This is a genomic window from Actinomycetota bacterium (assembly GCA_019347575.1).
In the GTDB taxonomy this organism is placed as follows: domain Bacteria; phylum Actinomycetota; class Nitriliruptoria; order Nitriliruptorales; family Nitriliruptoraceae; genus JAHWKY01.
Genome location: JAHWKY010000019.1, coordinates 30134 through 48287 on the forward strand (window position 1 = coordinate 30134; position 18154 = coordinate 48287).

16 protein-coding genes are annotated in these 18154 nt (G+C 70.0%); 5 read left to right on the forward strand and 11 right to left on the reverse strand.

All coding sequences use genetic code 11. The annotated features are described in order from the left end of the window. Nucleotides 1-117: 117 nt before the first annotated feature. The 4 genes from KY469_13705 to KY469_13720 all read left to right on the forward strand — a co-directional run bounded on the left by KY469_13705 (nucleotide 118) and on the right by KY469_13720 (nucleotide 3862). The gene (locus tag KY469_13705; GenBank protein MBW3664149.1) at nucleotides 118-1278 is read left to right on the forward strand and encodes a steroid 3-ketoacyl-CoA thiolase; all 1161 of its coding nucleotides are present in this window, start codon (nucleotides 118-120) and stop codon (nucleotides 1276-1278) included. Continuing rightward, complete coding sequence (locus KY469_13710; GenBank protein MBW3664150.1) at nucleotides 1278-2093, forward strand: crotonase/enoyl-CoA hydratase family protein; 816 nt, start codon at nucleotides 1278-1280, stop codon at nucleotides 2091-2093. Before KY469_13705 ends, KY469_13710 begins: the two co-directional genes overlap by 1 nt. A gap of 39 nt (nucleotides 2094-2132) precedes the next feature. Next, nucleotides 2133-2903 carry an SDR family NAD(P)-dependent oxidoreductase gene (locus KY469_13715; protein MBW3664151.1) on the forward strand — a complete coding sequence of 257 codons (771 nt, stop codon included), beginning with the start codon at nucleotides 2133-2135 and terminating at the stop codon, nucleotides 2901-2903. Nucleotides 2904-3052: 149 nt separating this feature from the next. Next, nucleotides 3053-3862 (forward strand): hypothetical protein, encoded by an 810-nt coding sequence (locus KY469_13720; GenBank protein ID MBW3664152.1) that lies wholly within the window; start codon nucleotides 3053-3055, stop codon nucleotides 3860-3862. Nucleotides 3863-3906: 44 nt separating this feature from the next. Here KY469_13720 and KY469_13725 read toward each other — a convergent pair whose 3' ends face one another. From KY469_13725 to KY469_13765, 9 genes are all read right to left on the reverse strand, one after another. Then, nucleotides 3907-4527: a hypothetical protein gene (locus KY469_13725; GenBank protein MBW3664153.1), complete on the reverse strand. Its 621-nt coding sequence runs from the start codon at nucleotides 4525-4527 to the stop codon at nucleotides 3907-3909. Beyond that, the gene (locus KY469_13730) at nucleotides 4520-5980 is read right to left on the reverse strand and encodes a hypothetical protein (GenBank protein MBW3664154.1); all 1461 of its coding nucleotides are present in this window, start codon (nucleotides 5978-5980) and stop codon (nucleotides 4520-4522) included. Before KY469_13730 ends, KY469_13725 begins: the two co-directional genes overlap by 8 nt. Continuing rightward, nucleotides 5977-6687: an ABC transporter ATP-binding protein gene (locus KY469_13735; GenBank protein MBW3664155.1), complete on the reverse strand. Its 711-nt coding sequence runs from the start codon at nucleotides 6685-6687 to the stop codon at nucleotides 5977-5979. Before KY469_13735 ends, KY469_13730 begins: the two co-directional genes overlap by 4 nt. A 127-nt stretch (nucleotides 6688-6814) precedes the next feature. Further along, a complete protein-coding gene (locus KY469_13740; GenBank protein MBW3664156.1) occupies nucleotides 6815-7531 on the reverse strand; it encodes an ABC transporter ATP-binding protein in 717 nt (238 codons plus the stop codon). Nucleotides 7532-7559: 28 nt separating this feature from the next. Beyond that, the gene (locus tag KY469_13745) at nucleotides 7560-9527 is read right to left on the reverse strand and encodes an ABC transporter permease (GenBank protein MBW3664157.1); all 1968 of its coding nucleotides are present in this window, start codon (nucleotides 9525-9527) and stop codon (nucleotides 7560-7562) included. Beyond that, on the reverse strand, nucleotides 9524-11104 hold the full coding sequence (locus tag KY469_13750) for a hypothetical protein (protein ID MBW3664158.1): 1581 nt from the start codon (nucleotides 11102-11104) through the stop codon (nucleotides 9524-9526). The genes KY469_13745 and KY469_13750 overlap by 4 nt, the downstream gene beginning before the upstream one ends. Nucleotides 11105-11216: 112 nt before the next feature. After that, entirely contained in the window at nucleotides 11217-12188 is a 972-nt protein-coding gene (locus KY469_13755; GenBank protein ID MBW3664159.1) for a 3-oxoacyl-ACP reductase, read from the reverse strand. A gap of 27 nt (nucleotides 12189-12215) precedes the next feature. Beyond that, complete coding sequence (locus tag KY469_13760; GenBank protein MBW3664160.1) at nucleotides 12216-13310, reverse strand: acyl-CoA/acyl-ACP dehydrogenase; 1095 nt, start codon at nucleotides 13308-13310, stop codon at nucleotides 12216-12218. Nucleotides 13311-13314: 4 nt separating this feature from the next. Further along, a complete protein-coding gene (locus tag KY469_13765; GenBank protein MBW3664161.1) occupies nucleotides 13315-14547 on the reverse strand; it encodes an acyl-CoA dehydrogenase family protein in 1233 nt (410 codons plus the stop codon). An 88-nt stretch (nucleotides 14548-14635) separates the two neighbouring features. Between KY469_13765 and KY469_13770 the strand changes: the two genes are divergently transcribed. Further along, entirely contained in the window at nucleotides 14636-15265 is a 630-nt protein-coding gene (locus tag KY469_13770; protein MBW3664162.1) for a PaaI family thioesterase, read from the forward strand. Nucleotides 15266-15352: 87 nt separating this feature from the next. Here the strand turns inward: KY469_13770 and KY469_13775 are convergent, their stop codons facing one another. Both KY469_13775 and KY469_13780 read right to left on the reverse strand, forming a co-directional pair. Then, nucleotides 15353-16768 (reverse strand): wax ester/triacylglycerol synthase family O-acyltransferase, encoded by a 1416-nt coding sequence (locus KY469_13775; GenBank protein MBW3664163.1) that lies wholly within the window; start codon nucleotides 16766-16768, stop codon nucleotides 15353-15355. After that, entirely contained in the window at nucleotides 16765-18150 is a 1386-nt protein-coding gene (locus KY469_13780; GenBank protein ID MBW3664164.1) for an alpha/beta hydrolase, read from the reverse strand. The genes KY469_13775 and KY469_13780 overlap by 4 nt, the downstream gene beginning before the upstream one ends. Nucleotides 18151-18154: the final 4 nt, after the last annotated feature.

Sequence of the window (18154 nt, forward strand, 5' to 3'; positions counted from 1 at the left end):
CTGCGGCGCACATCCGCCGACCACATCGAGCACCACCCTCCGCAGAACTAGAACGTGTTACAGTCGAGCACATCAGCGCTCGCCGGTCGAGTTGATCGGCACGTGGTCGGAGGCCAGATGTCCGAAGCCGTCATCGTCGAAGCCGTCCGCTCCCCCATCGGCCGTCGCAATGGTGGCCTCAGCGGGTTGCATCCGACCGAGGTGCTGGGGGCGACGCTCGAGGAGCTGATCGCACGCGCCGGCATCGACGCTGTGGACGTGCAGCAGGTCGTCGGCGGGACCGTCACCCAGGCCGGCGAGCAGGGGGCGAACATCACCCGCTACACGTGGCTGGCGCGCCGCCTCCCCCAGACGACCGCGTGCACGACCATCGACTGCCAGTGCGGGTCGTCACAGCAGGCCAACCACTTCATCCAGGGCCTGATCGCGGTCGGGGCGATCGACGTCGGTATCGCGTGCGGCGTCGAGATGATGAGTCGGGTGGGCCTCGGTGCCAACGTGCTCAACGGCCCGGGCGTGCCCCGCCCCGACGGCTGGGACGTCGACCTGCCCAACCAGTTCGAGGGCGCCGACCGCATCGCGACCGACCGCGGCATCGACCGCGAGGCCCTCGATGCCTGGGGGCTGCGCTCGCAGGAGCACGCGCAGCAGGCGTGGGAGGAGGGCCGCCTCAAGCGTGAGACCTTCGCGCTCGACGCTCCGGTGCTGGAAGACGGCGAGGCGACCGGCGAACGGGCCACCGTCGACCGTGACGAGGGCCTGCGTGCGACCTCGATGGACGCCCTCGCCGGTCTGAAGCCCGTGCTCGAGGACGGCTTGCACACCGCCGGCACCTCATCACAGATCAGCGACGGTGCGGCGGCGGTGCTGTGGATGTCGCGCACACGTGCACAGGAGCTAGGCCTGACGCCCCGGGCCCGCATCCTCGCCCAGACGCTGGTCGGCGACGACCCCTACTACCACCTCGACGGACCGCGCCGGGCCACCCGCGACGTGCTCGCCAAGGCAGGGATGAAGATCGACGACATCGACCTGTTCGAGGTCAACGAGGCGTTCGCGTCGGTGGTGCTCAGCTGGGCCCAGGAGCACGAGCCCGACCTCGACAAGGTGAACGTCAACGGCGGGGCGATCGCGCTCGGCCACCCGGTCGGGGCGACGGGGTCACGTCTGATCACCACCGCGCTGCACGAGCTGGAACGGCGTGACGCCGCGACCGCCCTGGTGTCGATGTGCGCGGGCGGGGCGCTGGCGACCGGCACGATCCTGGAGCGGATCTGATGGGTCGAGGGGAGCTGCCGGGGAACGACGATCTCATCGTCGAGCAGGATGGCCACGTCGTCACGGTCACGATGAACCGCCCCGAGGCGAAGAACGCGTGGTCCGGGCTGATGATCGAGGGCATGGCCGCGGCGTGGGAGTGGATCGACGCCGAGCCGTCGGTACGGGTCGCGATCCTCACTGGGGCGGGCGGCACGTTCTGCGCGGGCGCCGACCTCAAGGACATGAGCTCGCGCCGCTCCGAGGGCGACGACGGCTTCGCGGACCGCGTGAAGGGCGCCAACGTGGCGTTCACCGCGATGCTACGCAACCACTCGCTCAGCAAGCCGCTGATCGCCGCGGTCGAGGGCTACGCCGTCGCCGGCGGTACCGAGATCCTGCAGGCCACCGACATCCGCATCGCCGGCGAGTCCGCGCGGTTCGGGCTCGCCGAGGTGCAGCGCGCGCTGTTCCCGATCGGCGGTTCGACCGTGCGGCTGCAGCGTCAGGTGCCGTTCACCAAGGCGATGGAGATCCTCCTCACCGGCGAGCAGATCGACGCGGCCGAGGCGCTTCGGATCGGCCTGGTCGGCCGCGTCGTCCCCGACGGCGAGGCGTTGAACGAGGCGAGACGGATCGCCAACCGCATCGCCCGCAACGGCCCGCTCGCGGTGCAGGCGATCAAGCGCTCGGCGCGGGAGACGGCGAGCCTGCCCGAGGAGGAGGCGCTGAAGCTCGAGCTCGAGATCGGGATGCGGGTGTTCGCGTCGGAGGACGCGAAGGAGGGTCCGCGCGCGTTCGCGGAGAAGCGTGACCCGAGGTTCCAAGGGAAGTAGCCGGGGCGCGTGCCCCTCAGGTCAGCGGGAGGAGAAGCCATGGCGTTCCGTGGCAAGGTCGCACTCGTCACCGGAGGCGGCAGCGGCATGGGTCAGCTCGCCGCGACGCGTCTCGCGCAACGGGGCGCGAAGGTCGCCGCGCTGGACGTGAACGAGGAGGGGTTGGCCGCGACGGCCGGGGCGCACGAGAACGTCACGACGTTCGTGTGCGATGTCAGCGACGCCGGACGCGTCCAGCAGGTCGTCAAGCAGGTCGAGACCGACCTCGGCCCGATCGACCGCACGATGGCCGCCGCCGCGATCATGCCCACCGGCCTGCTCGCTGAGATGGACACCGAGGTCATCCGCAAGATCGTCGAGGTCGACTACCTCGGCGTCGTCAACACCGTCAAGGCGACGCTGCCGGGGATGCTCGAGCGGCGGCGGGGCGACATGGTGATCTTCGCCTCGTTGATGGGCTACCTCCCGACGATGTACCTCGGGGCGTACTGCGCGGCGAAGGCGGCGGTGGTCGCGTTCGCCGAGATCCTCTACCACGAGAACCGCGACAGCGGCCTCCGCTTCGCGCTCGTCGCCCCGCCCAACGTCGAGACCCCCCTGCTGAACCAGGTCACCTCGCCGATGAAGACGCTGCACGACAAGCGCACCCCCGACCCGCTCACGCCGGCCGAGGTGATCGACGCCATCGAGGCCAGCCTCGAGCGGGGCGCGTTCCTCTGCGCGCCGGGCGCCGCCAGGGCCTCGATCAAGGCGCGGCGGTTCATCCCGAACGTCATCTGGAAGAACATGCACAAGATCGAGGGCTTCTGAGCCCATCGATGTTGGTACATCGCACCGTGTGGGGTTGCGATGTACCCACACAGGTCGCGTGCGGCCCGCCATCCACCGGCTGGCGGTCGCTGGACAGGCCCTTCATCCACAGGCTCCGTGCACCCCGGTGCACGAGGGCCGGGATCGGCGTGCGATGGCCACGCGTCTTCGCCTTCGCGAACGTCCCCGACTCGAGGGACCTGCAGGTCCGGGCGGCGGCGCTCGCAGCCGGCCCTCAGGCTGCCCTGTCGCACGTCACGGCGGCGGAGGTGCTCGAGCTACGCCACCTGCCTACGGGTCTCGCGGAGAGCCGCATCGACATCGCGGTGCCGCGCGGGCACAGCCCGACGGTCCGGGGTGTGATCGTGCACCACCCGATCCTGCTGCCCTACGACCACATCATCGAGGAGGAGGACCTGCGGTACACGAACGTCCCGCGGACGCTGCTCGACCTGGCGAACGTCGTCTGGGAGCGGTCCTACCGTCGCATCCTCGACGCCGCCCTGTCCGAGGAGCGCACCTCGTGCGACGAACTCAACGCGATGATCGCGTTCCTGGGCTCGTTCCCCGGCGTCCGCCTGGCGCGGAGGACGGTCGAGGCGTTCGATCCCCGGATGGTCGGCTCGCGCTCGGACCTCGAGCGCACCTTCTTCCGGGGGCTCCAGGCAGCCGGGGTGGACCTCCCCACCGCCAACGTCGAGATCCGGGACGCCGACGGCCGGCAACGGTTCCTCGACTTCGCCTACATCCCGGAGCGGCAGCCGATCGAGATCGACTCCGACCGCTACCACGCGTCGACCCTGGCACGAGCGGAGGACGGGGCGCGACAGAACGCGATCGCCCTCACCGGGGAGTGGCGCGCCCCGCTGCGCTTCGATGAACACGACGTCCGCGAGAGGATGCCCCGGGTGGCGGAAGAGGTGCGGCGGACCCTGACGCGGATCCGCGCATCGATGTAGCTACATCGCATCCTCGGAGGGTGCGTTGTACCTACATCGATGGGTCAGGAGAGGGGCTCGCAGATCTTGCAGGGCTGCATGCCGGGTTCGGCGTCGGGGTCGACCTCGCGGAGGTCGTCGCGGCCCACGACCACGGAGCAGTCGGGGAGGTGGAACATCGTCCCGGTGGGGGTGGCGACCAGCAACGCGGGCAGGCCCGCCGAGCTCCGGGCGACCGCATCGACGGCACGCCCCGGCGTCGCCGCGAGATCGGCGCGCAGCACGTCGATGAGTTCGCGCACCTTGTCGGCCTCGTCGCGCGACTGCTCCGCGAGCCGTGCCAGCCACGACCCGACGTAGAGCAACCCGCCCATGAGCATCAGGCCCATGCCGAGCAGCCCACCCGAGATCAGGTACGGGACCTGCTCGAACAAGAACGGGGTGTTCGCCGCCCCGAGCCAGCCGAGGATGATCGCCCCGAGCCCCGCCGGGAGCATGAGCAGCGCGAGGAACGCCAGGATGCGGTCGAGGGTCCAGTACCGGATGCGTCGATCGCGCTTGGCGATGCCCGCCATGCGCGCGAACGTCGCGAGCCGCCCCGACCGCTGCTCGTCGTCGGACGCCCCGCCGGTGGCGGGCTCGTCGATGGGTACGTCCGCGGTCGCCATCGTGGTCTCCTCAGCCATCCGCCGGCACTCGTAGGTCGGGCACGCGCTTCGGCGCCCCACGCTCACAGAACGGACTCGTCATCCCGCCCATCGCGCGGTCCGTGAGGTAGGGCAGCGCGTAGGCAGCCAGGGCGACGAGCGCGAGCCACAGCACGTACGTCGTCGACGGGATCCCCGAGCCCGCCGGGATCGCGGCGAGGACCTGTGGCTCGCCACCTCCCGTCGGAGGTGGCGCCACTTGCGGGGCGGGCTCAGCCGGCGCCGCGACGGGCGGCTGGAACACGCCGGTCTGCGGCGGCGGGGGGTTGGAGACGCCGGTGGCAGGCGGGACGGGGGCCGGTGGGTCCACGGGGGCCGCGGGTGGAGGCGGCAGCGGCGGCAGCTCGAAGGGTTCGGTCGCAGCGGCACGGACCGATCCGCGACCGAAGACGTAGTGGATCTCCGGTCCGAGCCCGAGGAAGCCCAGGAGTGCCACGTAGATGTCGGGGGGTAGGTTGGCGATGACGTCGTTGATCGGCACCGGCCCCGTGAGCGCCTCCTTCATCACGGTCGTGTCGACCACGATGATGAGTCCACCGGCTTCACGCGCGGCGTCAGCGCCGTTGACGGTCTCCTCGTGCGCGGTGAGGATGACCTCGATGCCGAGTGCTTCACGGATGTCCTGCTGTGCCGGGTTCTCGACCGGCGGGGGGCCGTCACCCGGCTCCTCGTCCTGCACCGGACGGGCCCCCTCCTCGTCGACGACGTAGCCCTGCCCGGCGATCGTCAGCCCGTTGACCTCCGTGTGTCCCGTCGTCGTGCCGGTCACCCCGTCGGACCGCGCCGTCATCTGAGTCCGCACCGAGTCGATCGTGATCACCCCGCCCATGAGCGCGACGTCCTCGGCGGCCGCGTCCATGCTCGTGACCGTGACCGCCTCGTCCTCGGGAACCGTCGAGAGCGACAGCGACGACACCGAGCCGTAGCCGGCGTTCTCGGGGTTCGGAGACTGCGAGGAAACCGCGGTCGCCAGCACGTCGAGCCCGAGCGCCTCGGCGTGCATCCCCGATCCCGTCCCGGGCGCCGCCTGATCGTCCTCGTGGGGCGGAGCCGGGTAGCTCGCGTTGGCGCGGACGAACCAGTCCTCTTCGCACGAGCAGATGGTCGAGAACCCGTCACCGAAGGCGGGTCCGGGCCACGTCGAGGACGCGGTCGCACGCGATGTCGGCCCGGTCTGCAGGGTCGTGCGGGTGTAGGAGGTGCTCGCCTCCATCTGCGGCTCGCCCGGGTCGGTCGGGATCGGGATGCTCTGCTCGAAGAACAGGATCGAGAACGGTGAGGCCTCGGCCTTGCTCGTGTAGCCGCCGAGTTCACCCGGATCGGTCCGGATCTCGACCTCCTGTGCGACCGCCCCGGGCAGCAGCGGCAGGGTCGCCCCGCCGACGACCACGGCGGACACGATGGATGCCCACGCCCGCGTCCGACGCCTCACGCCGCACCTCCCAGGTACGCCTCGGAGAGCTGGTCCTCGATGTCCTGCGGTTGACCGATCGCGGTCACGCGTCCGTGGACCATGACCACGCCGTACTCCGCGACGGCGAGGGCCGTCCGAGCGAACTGTTCGATCACCAGGACCGAGATCCCTTCCCGTGCGATCCGGCTGACGATCGCGTACAGCTCCTCGACGATCAAGGGTGCCAACCCCATCGACAGTTCGTCCAGTAGCAGCAGCTCCGGGTCGGTGGCGAGCGCCCGGGACATCGCGAGCATCTGCTGCTCACCACCCGACAGGGTGCCCGCGAGCTGCTCGCGGCGCTCGCCGAGGCGCGGGAAGTACTCGAAGGCCCGGTCGCGCAGGTCGCGTTCCGGCGCCGACGCCGAGTACGCGAACAGGCGGATGTTCTCGCTCACGCTGAGGTTGGGGAAGATGCCGCGCCCCTCGGGGATCGTGCAGGTGCCGGCGCGCGCCAGCGCATCCGGAGCCAGACCGTTCACATGGTGCCCGTTGATGTGCACGTGACCCTCGGTGGGCTCCATCTGGCCGGAGATGACCTTGAGCGTCGTGGTCTTGCCCGCACCGTTGGGTCCGAGCAGCGCGACGACGGTGCCCCGCGGGACGGTGAAGCTGACACCCCGCAGCACCTCGATGCGTCCGTAGGCAGCGTGCACGTCGCGCAGCTCGAGGATCGGCGTGGTCATACCTCCCCCCTGGAGGGGGGAGGGGCCGGCGTTGCCGGCCTGGGGGGTGAGGTTCGATCGGTAATTGCCTCCCCCCTGGAGGGGGGAGGTGCCGGCGTTGCCGGCCTGGGGGGTGAGGTTCGAACCGTCATACGCCCGCCTCCTCGACCGCGACCTCTGCCCCGAGGTAGGCCGCCTGGACCTCGTCGTTGGCCTGGATCTCCTCGGGTCGGCCAGAGGCGATGATGCGACCGAAGTCGAGCACGTCGATCCACTCGCACACGTCCATGACGAGCTCGACGTCGTGCTCGACCATCAGGATCGACTTGCCACGGCGTGCGAGCTCGCGGAGCAGGTCGCCGAACTCGGCGGTCTCCTCCTCGTCCTGTCCGGACGCGGGCTCATCGAGCAGCAGCAGCTCGGGATCGATCGCGAGCGCACGGCCGAGCTCGGTGCGCCGAGCCATCCCGGTGGGGATGGAGTCAGCGGGCTGGTGCCGGAAGTCCTCGAGCCCGATCAGGTCGATCAGCTCCTCGGCGACGAGGCGCGGTTGGGGTGCGTCGTTGTTCCACGAGCGGTGGATCTCGGCAGACACCAGCAGGTTCTCGTACACGGTCAGCGACCCGAACACCTCGAGGCGTTGGAAGGTCCGCCCGATGCCCCGCCGCGCCCGCGCCTGGACGGCGAACGACGTGACGTCCTCGCCCTTCCAGAACACCTGGCCGGACGTCGGTTCCTGCAGCCCGGAGATGATGTTGAAGGTGGTGGTCTTGCCCGCTCCGTTGGGACCGATGAGCGCCGCGATCCGTCCCGACTCGACGTCGATCGAGGCGTGATCGACCGCGATGACACCGCCGAAGCGCATGACGACGTCGCGGACCTCGAGGATGACGTCACCCAACCGGGGTCACCTCCCCGAGGACCAGCGTGTCGTCATCAGCCGGCTCGAGCGAGGCGGGGCGCGGCTCGTCGCCGTCCTCGTCGACGGTGCCGCCTTTGGCGGTCTTGAACAGCCACCCCGCGATGCCGTTGGGGTTGCGGCCGAGCAGGATCGCCGCGACACCGATCAGCAGAGCTGCGAGCCCCCCGACGGCCGGGAAGCGGTCCTGCAGTACCGGCAACCAACCGAGCGCCATACCACCGATCAGCGCTCCCGTGATGGAGGTGATGCCTCCGACGACCGCGAGCAGGAGGACCGGCAGGCTCTGGAACATCGTGAAGTCGGCCGCGCCCACGGACACCCGCATCCCCGAGAACATGGCGCCCGCGACCCCGGCCATCCCAGCGGAGATGGCGAAGACCGCGACCCGGGTTCCGGTGATGTTGAGCCCGAGGGTCCCGCACGCCGCGGGGCTATCGCGGGTCGCGAGCAGGAAACGGCCGTAGCGACCGCGCCGGATCCACAAGGTGAAGAACGCGAGCAGGACGAACGCGACGGCGACGGCGACGGTCATCGCCGCCTCGCTCGCCAGCGAGATGCCGAGCACGGTGGGCCGCTGGACCTCCGCGGCACCGCCCAGCGAGAACCCCAACTCCGAGGTCTCGAACACGAGCTTGTCCATCGCCACCGCGAACGCCAGTGTCGCGAGGCCGAGGTAGAGACCTCGGAGCCGGAGCGCCGGGATGGCGATGATCGCTCCGGTGATCGCGGCGACCAGTCCCGCAGCGAGCAACGTTCCCAGGTTGAGGTTGCCACCGAAGGTCCGGGCCACGACGAGAGCGCCGAAGCCGACGAAGGTCATCTGGCCCAGCGAGACATCGCCCCCGTAGCCCGTGAGCACCACCAGGGACAGCATGATCAGTGCCAGGGAGAGCGAGTTGCCGAGGTTGGCGGTGTTGGCGGCGCCGGCGAACTGCGTGATGACCACCACGGCCGTGATCAGCACGACGCCCCACGTGACCGCCCGCCGCCAGGTCGGCACCTTCACGAGCGTGGCGCCCTGAACCGTGCCGACCCGCAGCTTCTCCTGCGGCAGCAGGATCATGATGGCGAACAGGAAGACGGTCGGGAGCGCGGCACGGAACCCGCCGAGGACCCCCTCGAAACGCTCGACGAACGCCTGCGGCAACCCCTGCTGCTGGATCAGGAGCGAGTACTGGGTCAGCAGTCCCAGGATCAAGGCGCCGATGAACGTGCGCGGGAGGTTGACGAGCTTGCCGAGCATCGCCGCCGCGTACGCGTTGACCACCAGCAGCGTCAGCTGGAAGTAGTCGAGGCCGAGCTCGTTGATGAGCAGGATGCCGGCCAGCGCCGCCAGCGAGCTGCCCAGCGCCCAGGACAGCATCCCGAGCAGACCGGGCCGCGCGCCCTGGAGCGCGAGCAGCTCCCGGTTGTCGACGATCGCGCGCATCGCGACCCCGGTACGGGTGCGGTTGAGGAGCACGTAGAGCGCGATCGCCACCGCGAGCGCGATCACGAACGTCAACACCTCGTGCGCGGTGACGAACACACCGAACACCTCGAACGAGGTCGCCGAGAAGAACTCCTCCACGGACCGTCCGGTCGGCGGCCACCGGTTCTGGGCGAAACCGATGAGCATCACGAGCAGACCGACGGTCACCGTCAACGACACCGTGACCGAGGCGCCCGCAAGGTGGCGCATCATCACCCTCTCGATGATGGCGCCGAACAGCGGGGCGATGACCAGCACGACCAGGAGGAGCGCGACGACCGCGGGAAGTCCACGGTTGACGTCGAGCTCCCAGTACACGAAGGCCATCACCATGCCGACGGCGCCGTGGGCCATGTTGAACACGTTCGACGTCGCGTACGTGATGACCAGGCCGCTGGCGGCGATCGCGTACGCAGAGCCCACGACCAACCCGAAGATCGTGAAGCTGAGGAAGCTGTCGAAGCTCACTCGACCGGCACCTGTTGCACGTGGTTGTCGCAGCGCATGCCCTGACCCGCGGGCTCGACGCGGTGGAACGCCCCGTCGCGCGGGGCGATGATGATCACGCAGTCCGCCGGGATCTTCTCCCCGATGTTCTGCGGCGGGATGAGGCCGTTGCCCTCGAAGCCGTTGACCTGACCGAGCTTGTCGATCAGCGCGGTGCGCGACAGCTCCGGCATCGTCTTCAGGGTCTCGACGAACAGGCGCGCCGCCGACCAGGCGTAGATGCCCAGTCCGGTGGGACGCGCGCCCGGCTCGACCTGGTTGACCCACTGGGCGTAGAGCAACAGCTCGGGGTGGCGGTCCGCCTCCTCGAGGATCACGCTCGGGACCGCGATCTGGGTGTTCGTCGCCGCGAGCGACCCGCGGCGATCCTGGGTGAGGATGTCGGGGGTGTAGGCGTTGGACTGCAGGGCGTAGATGGACGGGGCGTAGTTCTGCTGCTGCATCGCGTCCGCGAGCCGCAGACCCTGCTGCCACGCGCCCTGGAAGGCGACGAAGTCGAGCGGGGGACCGCCGTCGGATGGGTTCTTCATGGTGAGGACGTGGGAGCCGTAGTTGGTCTCGGAGATGTCGATGCCCTGGATCTCGACGAAGTCGTAGCCGGCACCCGCCTCGGTGCCAGGTACGACCAGCTCGTTGACCTGGTACTCGGTCGTCTCGGCCCTGATGTAGTAGAAGCCGGCGCGCTTCACGTCCGCCTGGGTGGCCCAGTAGTTGTACTCCGCGAGCGGCTGCCAGCCGGGGCTCATCGCATCGGTCGAGAACGCGGTGGGGACCTGCTGCATGGTCTTGTTCGGCGCCGCGGTGCGCAGGTCGGGGTAGTTGCAGTCGCGCACGACCGGGGCGGCGCCCTGCTCGAACGCCGACATCGAGCCGACCGCGGCGAAGGTCTTGCTGCACGCGTCGGTGTAGGCCTGTCGGTTGCCGTTGGAGTCGAGCCGTGTGTCGTAGCGGGCGAGGTCGAGCTGGCGGCCACACACCCCGCCCTCGGTGCCGTTGATCATCGCGAAGTAGGCCAGGGTGGCGAGCTGTGCGTCCTTGAACAGCCCGGGGACCGCCCCGCCGATGTCGGACGCGTTCGCGACCTTGATCACGTCGTCGGTGATCGCGACCTGGGGCACGTCCGCCCCGACCGACGCGCCGCAGGCAGCCGCTCCACCGGTCGTGCCCTCGCCGGCGCTCCCGGTCGTGCTCGCGTCGCCCGTGGCCGTCCCGCCCGTCGTCTCCCCACCGGAGGTCGCGGTCTCCTGGGTGGTCGCGCCCGTCGTCCCGCCGGTCGTGCCTCCGGTCGCCGTACCGGTCGTTGCGGTCGAACCGGTCGTTCCGGTCGTTGCGGTCGTGGTGCCACCGGTGGTGGTGGCCGGCACCTCAGTCGCCCCGGTCGTGGGAGCGTCCGCCCCCGTGGTGTCGCCGCCCGTCGTGGCCCCGAGTGCGCCCTGCTCGATGACGAACTGCCGTTGCTCGTCGGTCAGACGCGCCCCGCAAGCCACGGTGACCATGCTCGCGAGCATGAGGAGCGCCAGCACTCGTACCCTGCTCACTCCGGCTCCTCCCATCGCCCGTGCCGTACAAGTTGGCGGCCGTGTCGCTCTGACGGCCGCCGTACAAGTGGGCGGCCGTGTCGCTCGAGGCCAACCGTAGGCCCTGCCGCGTCTACATGCCGCCCGCTTTCAGAAGCTCGATCGCCGCGAAGCTCTGCTTGGGATCGCGGGTCTCCCAGTACTTGCTCACGGCGGCCGCGAGGTCCTCCACGTCCCAGTGCCCGGACTCGGCGTCGAACCGCTGCTCGAGGCTCGGGGCGGCGACCAGACCCACGTAGCCGCCGTGCACGACGAACACCTGACCGCTCACCGCCTCGGCCGCTGGTGAGGACAGGAACGCGACGAGCGGTGCCACGTGCTCGGGCGCGATCGGGTCGTAGTCGCCCTCGGCCTGCGCCCCGAAAACCTCGGCGGTCATGCGGGTCCGCGCGCGGGGGCAGATGGCGTTGGCACGCACGCCGTACTTCCCGCACGAGTTCGCGATCGACATCGTCAGCCCGACGATCCCCGACTTCGCGGCGGAGTAGTTGGGCTGGCCCGGTGAGCCGATCAGGAACGCCTCGGAGGAGGTGTTGACGATGCGCGCGTAGACCGGCCCATCCGACTCCTTGGAGCGGTCTCGCCAGTACGACGTCGCCGCTCGGCAGGTCGCGAAGTGGCCTCGGAGGTGGACCCGGATCACCGCGTCCCACTCCTCGTCGGACATCGAGAAGAGCATGCGGTCGCGGATGATCCCGGCGTTGTTGACGAGGATGTCGAGGCCATCGAACGTCTCGATCGCGGTGCGGACGAGCCCGTCGGCATCGTCCGTGTCGGCGACGTCGCCGTGGTGCGCGACCGCCTCGCCGCCCAGATCAGCGATCTCAGCCACGACCTCGTCAGCGAGACGGGCTCCCTCAGCACTGTCCCGCCCGCCCGGTCGCTCCGCGACCTCCCGGCGATCCCCCGCCGGGCTCGCCCCGACGTCGTTGACGACGACGCGCGCACCCTGCTTCGCCAGCTCCAGTGCCTCGACGCGGCCGAGGCCGCGCCCCGCCCCCGTGACGATCGCGACCTTGCCGTCCAGCCTCGTTGCCTCGCTCAAGCGCGTGCTCCTCGTGTCCGGTGCGTGTCAAGCGGGCTCGGCCGCGAGCGTCCGGCCCAGGCTCAGCAGCTGGTCGGTGCCGCTGCCGAGCGTGAACTCGATGCGCTTGGCCCAGCCGAAGTAGCGGTGCAGGCCGTAGCTGTGGTCCACGCCGACGCCACCGTGGACGTGGTGGACCCCGTACAGCACGCGGTGACCGGCCTCTGCGGCCCACCACTTCGCGATGGTGACCTCGTCGGTCGCAGCGAGCCCCTCGGCCAGCCGCCACGCCGCCTGCAGGGCGGTCAGACGCACCGCCTCCGCGTCTATGTAGGCGTCGGCGACGCGGTGACCGACCGCCTGGAACGTCGCGACGGGGCGCCCGAACTGCTCCCGTTCGGAGGTGTAGGCGGCGGCACGCTCGACGGCGCGCGTGCACACGCCCGACTGCAGCGATGCGAGCCCGGCGAGGGCCCGTTCACGGAGCCACGCCGGGGCGCCGTCGCCGGGGATCCCGAGCGCCTCCGCGGGAGCATCGGCCAGCTCGACCGTGCCAGCCGGCCAGCCGCCGGTGAGCGATCCGGCGGTGATGCTCAGGCCCTCGCTGTCGGCGTCGAGGAGGTGGAGGCCCTCGTCACCGTCGCTGGTCACCCCAGCGACGACGAGGTGATCGACGAGCGGGGCGAGCGGCACGACGCTGCGGCTTCCGTTGAGCCTCCAGTGGTCGCCATCGGGTGTCGCCACCACGTCGGGGTCGTGGGTCGTCCCGAGCGCCCCGCTCAAGGTGACCTCGCCCGCGACGACGCCGGGCAGGAGACGTGCACGCTGCTGCTCGGTCCCGAACGCTGCGATCGGCAACGCCCCGAGCACCAGCGTCTCCCATGCCGGCACCTGAGCCACGTGTGCCCCGACCTGCTCGAGCAGCAGGTGCAGCTCGAGGAAGGTCAGGCCGCCGCCACCGTGCTCCTCGGGGAGCGCGATGCCGAGCAGGCCCGCGTCGGCGAGCTCACGCCAGGTCGAGCGGTCGAACCACTCCCCCGCGGCGTCGAGCGTGTCGAGCGAGGCGTTGGTGACCTGGCCTCCGAGGATCCGCGCCCCGAGGTCGCGGACGGTCTCCTGGGCTTCGTCGAGGCGGAAGTCCACGCGGCTACCTCGTCCCACGCGGCATGTCGAGACCGAGCCAGGCGATGATGTCGCGCTGGATCTCGTTGACGCCGCCGCCGAACGTCAGGATGACGGCGCGGCGGATCATCTCCTCGAGGTCCCCGTCGAGCACCGCTCCGGCAGCGTCGGGTTGCAGGACGGAGGCGTCGCCGACCACCTCCATGAGCAGGCGCCACGCCTCGATGAAGAACTCGGTGCCGAACACCTTCATCGCGGAGGCATCGGCCGGATCGATGCGTCCTTCCGACGCTTCCCACGCGACCTTCCAGTTGAGCAGGCGCAGGTACTCCAGCTTCGCGCGGACCCGGGCGAGGTTGACCTGGACCCACTCCTGGTCGATCACGCGACGGCCGTCGGGGAGCTTGCTCTGCTGCGCCCAGGCACGGACGGCGTCGAGGCGTCGCTCGACCACGCCGGAAGGCGCCAGGGCGATGCGTTCGTGGTTGAGCTGGCTCGTGATCAAGCGCCAGCCCTCGTTGACCTCCCCGACGAGGTTGGCCACCGGGACGCGGACGTCCTCGTAGTAGGTGGCGGAGGTGAGGCCACCGCCCATGGTCGACACCTTGGTCCAGCTGAACCCGGGGCTGTCGGTGGGGACGATGATGATCGAGATGCCCTCGTGCTTCTTCGCGCCGGGCGTTGGGTGGGCGCCGGGAGCGGTTGTCGGGTCGGTACGGCACGCGAGCCAGACGTGGTCCGCGACGTGGATCAGGCTGGTCCACATCTTCTGGCCGTCTATCACCCACGTGTCGCCATCGAGGACTGCGCGAGTCGTCAGGCTGGCGAGGTCCGTGCCGGACGAAGCCTCGGAGTAGCCGATCGCGAACAGCGTCTCGCCCGCCGCGATCCCGGGGAGGTAGCGGGCCTTCTGCTCGTCGGTGCCATGGGCCATGATCGTCGGACCGACGGTGTTGGTGGCCAGGAAGGGGATCGGGGCGCCGATGCGCTGGGTCTCGTCGAAGAAGACGAACGCCTCGACCGGTGACAGATCGCGCCCACCCCACTCGGACGGCCACGTCGGGCACAGCCACCCGTCGGCGCCGAACCGTCGGATCAGCTGGCGGTAGGCGCTGTCGTCTCCGAGACGTGCGTCGATGCCGACACCGTGCACCTCGCGGTGGACCTGGGCGCGGACGTCGGCCGTCAGGACGGACTCGAAGTACGAGCGGACCTCGTGTCGGAACGCCTGCTGCTCCGGCGTCAGCCCGATGTGCATCGCTCTCCCCGAGCGCCGACGTGGATGCAGGACCAGGCAAGGTATAACACGTTCTAGTTTCGTGTCCACAGCGGTCGGAGTCGTTCCCGTGACGGTCCCCCAGGAGATCCTCGACATCTACTTCGCCCCGGACAGCGATGCGTCGCCCGCTCGGGTGGCCCGCCACCGGGTCACAGCTCTGCTCCGAGCGATCTCGAACCAGCTGCTCGCGGTCGATACCGAGGCGGCCGACCTCGGCGACACGATCGCGGCATTGGAGACCGCCCAGGCGCACCTCGTGACCGAGCCGGTCCGCGCGGAGTCGCCGGCGCGAGCACCCAACGGCGACGGTCGGCTGGTCGAGCGCTCGCCGGTCAGCGGTCAGGGCAACCCCGTCGCCCCGCCGCTGATGCTGTCGTTCGACGGTGCACGCGCCGTCGGCACCGCCGTGTTCGACGAGCGCTACGAGGGACCTCCCGGCCACGTCCACGGCGGCGTCGTCGCGGCTGCGCTCGACGAGATCCTCGGCGTGGGCCAGATCGGCTCGGGCCAGGTCGGTCCCACCGGTGAGCTCACCATCCGCTTCCACCGCCCCACGCCGTTGCACCTGCCCATCCGGTTCGAGTCGTGGGTGGAGGAGCGAGCGGGGCGCAAGGTCCGGGTCCGCGCGGAGGTCCGCTGCGACGACGATCTCCTCGCGGAGGCCACCGGCCTCTTCATCTCCGCCGAGCCCCGCTGACCCGTCCCACCCGAGGTTGAACCCCTGAACCGAAGGTTGAACCCCTGAACCGGTCGATCGGGTTCACTGGTTCGACCTTCTGGGTGCTCAGGCGTGCTCGGCGGCCTCCAGGAACTCGGACATGGCCTTCTCCCAGGCCGTGATGAGGGGCCACACGTCGGGGACGGTGTCGCGGCAAGCGACCAGCCCGATGAACATCGTGTCGAGGTAGCTCACCAGCGTGATGTTGAGGCCCTGGCCGTGCACGAGCGGGCCGAGCGGGTACATGGACTGCATCTGCGACCCGGCGACGTACAGCGGGATCGGCGGCCCCGGCACGTTGCTGATCGTGACGTTCGCCAGAGGAGGGTGACGCTTCTGCAGGCCGAGCTGGCTGTAGAAGCGGAACGCCTGGACCGCGATCGCCGGGGTCGCGTGCTGGGTCCAGTCCCGCATGATGTCGGCGCTCAGCGCCCCGAGTCTCTCCTTGGCCTTGCCGGTGACGCGCTGGATGGCGCGGAGCTGGTCGACCGGGTCGTCCTCGATGTCCCCGAGTGGCACGGTCATGCCGGCGACCTGGTTGCCGGCAGACTCCTCGCCCTCGACGCGGATCGAGATCGGACACGCGGCGACCAGCGACTTATCGGGATCGTCGCCGTGCTCACGGAGGAACGCGCGGAGTGCGCGTCCGCTGATCGCCAGCACCACGTCGTTCAGCTTGACGTCGAACGCCGCCTTGATCGTCTTCAGCTCGTCGAGGCTGACCTTGCCGAAAGCGACCTGCCGGTGGGGACCGACCGGCTCGTTCAGCAGCGTGTGCGGCCCCAGGGTGGCGATGCCGCCGTCGTCCTCCTTCGAGGTGACCCGGTCCTTCAGCAGACCCGCCACCGTCCCGGCGGTTCCTGCCACGGTCCGGAGCAGCTTGGGTGGGTTGACGACGTTGGAGACCACCGCCTTGCCGAGCAGCCTCACGTCGGAGGGCACGTCCTCGGGTACCCAGGCGCTCTCGGGCGGATCGACCTGACGCGGCTCGGGGTCGAGGTCGAAGAGGTGGATCATCATCTCGCTGCCACCGACACCGTCGATGATGACGTGGTGGGCCTTGCCGACCATCGCCCAGCGTCCGTCCTCGATGCCTTCCACGACGTGGATCTCCCAGAAGGGGTGGTGGCGGTCCATGGGCCGCGAGTGCAGCTGGCCGACGTACTCGGCCAGCTCGCGCGCCCCGCCCGGTGCCGGCAACGCGGCCCGCCGCACGTGGAAGTCGAGGTCGAAGTTCGGGTCCTCGATGAACATCGGATGGTCCAGGTCGAGGGGGACCTCGACGAGTCGCTGGCGGAACGGTGGGAACAGGTGGAGGCGGCTCGAGATCAGGTCGCGCACGCGCTGGTGGATCTCCCGGGGGTGCTGTAGGCCACCGGGGATGGTGGACGGGTCGAAGACACCTGCGAACGTGACGTGCTGGTGGACGTTCGCCGTCTCCATGTAGAGGAAGATCGCGTCCTTGCCGTCGACCCGTCTCATCGCCGTCCCCTCGGCTCGGCGTCCCGCGTGGCTCCCACGCGCGCATCGTTGTCGCGTTCGGGTTGTGCTACCGCTTCGCTACTTGAGCACTCGGGTTGTGCTACCCCTTCGCTACTTGAGCCCTCGGCCTGCTCGTCGTCGCTGGCCTCGGCATCGCGGACGTTACGCCACCGCGTCCGCACCTGCTCCAGGAAACGCACGCACCCGTCGATGACCGCGATCGACCGGATCGACGGGAACACATCGAAGGCGTGCTGGGTGCCGGGCAGCTCGAGGTACAGCACCGGGTTGGCGCTCACCTCGCGGAGTTGACGCACGAACTCGCGCGCGGTCGAGGTCGGGGCGAGCGAGTCCTTCGATCCGTGGACGACGAGGAACGGGGGCGCGTCGGGGTTGATCTGGTCGATCGGCGAGGCGAGCTCGAACAGGTCGGGGCGCTCGTCGACGAACGCCTTGAGGAGGTACTCCTGCACGAAGCGCATCCAGTCGTCGAAGCCGAAACCGGCGTCGCGGTCGAGGAGGTCGTAGATGCCGTAGAAGGGCAGGCAGGCTCCGACCGAGGTGTCGGCGTGCTCGAAGCCGGGCTGCAGCTCGGGACGGCCCGGGGTCAACGCGGCGAGCGCGGCCAAGTGACCACCGGCCGAGTTGCCGGCGATGACCAGCTTGCTCGGATCGATCCCGAGCTCGTCGGCGTGCTCGCGGACCCAGGCGATGCCGTGCTTCACGTCGATCAGGTGATCGGGGAAGGTGGCGGCTGGCGAGAGTCGGTAGTCGATCGACACGCACACCCACCCCAGCGCGGCGAGCTCGAACATCAAGGGCAGGCCCTGCCGCTCACGGAACCCGATCACCCACCCGCCGCCGTGGACGTAGACGAGTACCGGGGCGGTCGGCTCGGGATCCTTCGGCCGGTGGATGTCGAGGCGCAGCTCCTTCCCGCCGACGCGGGCCCAGGGACGATGCCACTGCGAGGTCACGGCGGGGTGGCGCGCGATCGGGGCGATCAGCCACCGCAGCCGCAGGCGCCTCGCGGCACGGTCGCGCTGGCGCGGGGGAGGCTCCTCGGGCAAGCCCTCGCGCAGCACCTCCTCGACGAGGGACCGGGCACGGAGGACGTTGCGCAGGATGTAGGCGTTGCCGACCCACTGCAGCAGCGTCAAGCCGAGCGCGACCCATCCTGGCCAGTGCTCCAGCGCCCCGTTGGCGATGAACAGACCCGCGGCCACGGCCTGCCAGACGTAGTGGTGCACGACCAGTTCGTTGGTGAGCCACCCGGCGAAGAAGCTCGGGATGCCCCATGGCAGGCGCGAGGGCCACAGCGCCGACTTGGTGAACCACGCCCCGATGAGCGCACCCACCAGGTACAGCCACGAGACGGTCACCGGC

Excerpts from the sequence above, each read along its gene's own strand:
- KY469_13725 (MBW3664153.1), bottom strand. The coding sequence starts at position 4,527 with ATGGCTGAGGAGACCACGATGGCGACCGCGGACGTACCCATCGACGAG.
- KY469_13735 (MBW3664155.1), bottom strand. The coding sequence starts at position 6,687 with ATGACCACGCCGATCCTCGAGCTGCGCGACGTGCACGCTGCCTACGGA.
- KY469_13775 (MBW3664163.1), bottom strand. The coding sequence starts at position 16,768 with ATGAGACGGGTCGACGGCAAGGACGCGATCTTCCTCTACATGGAGACG.
- KY469_13715 (MBW3664151.1), top strand. The coding sequence starts at position 2,133 with ATGGCGTTCCGTGGCAAGGTCGCACTCGTCACCGGAGGCGGCAGCGGC.
- KY469_13765 (MBW3664161.1), bottom strand. The coding sequence starts at position 14,547 with ATGCACATCGGGCTGACGCCGGAGCAGCAGGCGTTCCGACACGAGGTC.
- KY469_13705 (MBW3664149.1), top strand. The coding sequence starts at position 118 with ATGTCCGAAGCCGTCATCGTCGAAGCCGTCCGCTCCCCCATCGGCCGT.
- KY469_13740 (MBW3664156.1), bottom strand. The coding sequence starts at position 7,531 with ATGCGCTTCGGCGGTGTCATCGCGGTCGATCACGCCTCGATCGACGTC.
- KY469_13710 (MBW3664150.1), top strand. The coding sequence starts at position 1,278 with ATGGGTCGAGGGGAGCTGCCGGGGAACGACGATCTCATCGTCGAGCAG.